This window comes from Dolichospermum compactum NIES-806, assembly GCF_002368115.1.
Taxonomy (GTDB): domain Bacteria; phylum Cyanobacteriota; class Cyanobacteriia; order Cyanobacteriales; family Nostocaceae; genus Dolichospermum; species Dolichospermum compactum.
This window is the reverse complement of record NZ_AP018316.1, coordinates 557,701-558,358: the sequence shown is the minus strand read 5'-3', so window position 1 is coordinate 558,358 and position 658 is coordinate 557,701. Positions and strand designations below refer to the sequence as shown.

Below are 658 nucleotides of genomic sequence, written 5' to 3'. Positions count from 1 at the left end.
TCTTTTCGTAGTTTTCCTACTTTTGAATAATGGCCGCTTCCGCAAGGAGGCGGCTGTTTTTTGTTGTTAATGGTTAATTTTTAGTCTTTAATTATAAAATTAACCTTAAGAAAAAGATAATTTTTATACTTATGGGATACTTTGTATTTCAGTGTGGCAATTGCGTTGCTAATTGATAATTTTTTAATTAATGGAAACTAGATGCTAACCAAAGCTAATGAAATTTATACTTTATTGATAGAAAATCAAATTACCAAGAATCAAGGGGATATTACTTTTGATTTTCTTAACATATCTATCAAAATAAATGAGAAAAGTGCCGTTGGAGATTTATTTCAAGAATGGCTTGCTGAATGGATGAGACAACAAGGAATTAAGTTTAGAATAAAACAAAATAGCCAAGAGTTTCCTGATTTTCTACTAGATGAAGATTCAAATACTAAAGATTTATTAGAAATCAAAACTTTTTATTCTTCACCTAATTTTGATGTAGCAAACTTTGAAGCTTATTGTGATTCTTTGACTAAGCAAGCATATCGGTTAGATGCTGATTATTTAATATTTTCTTATGATATAAATAATTACAAATTTCAAATCAAAGAAGTTTGGCTAAAGAAAATTTGGGAAATTACAGGAAAGTCTGAAAAATATCCCATTA

The 658-nt window shown here is 27.8% G+C and carries 1 protein-coding gene; it reads left to right on the top strand.

Translation table 11 applies throughout. The annotated features are described in order from the left end of the window. Nucleotides 1–201: 201 nt before the first annotated feature. On the top strand, nucleotides 202–658 hold a 457-nt coding region (locus CA730_RS02575), incomplete at its 3' end, for an NgoBV family restriction endonuclease (protein ID WP_096663543.1).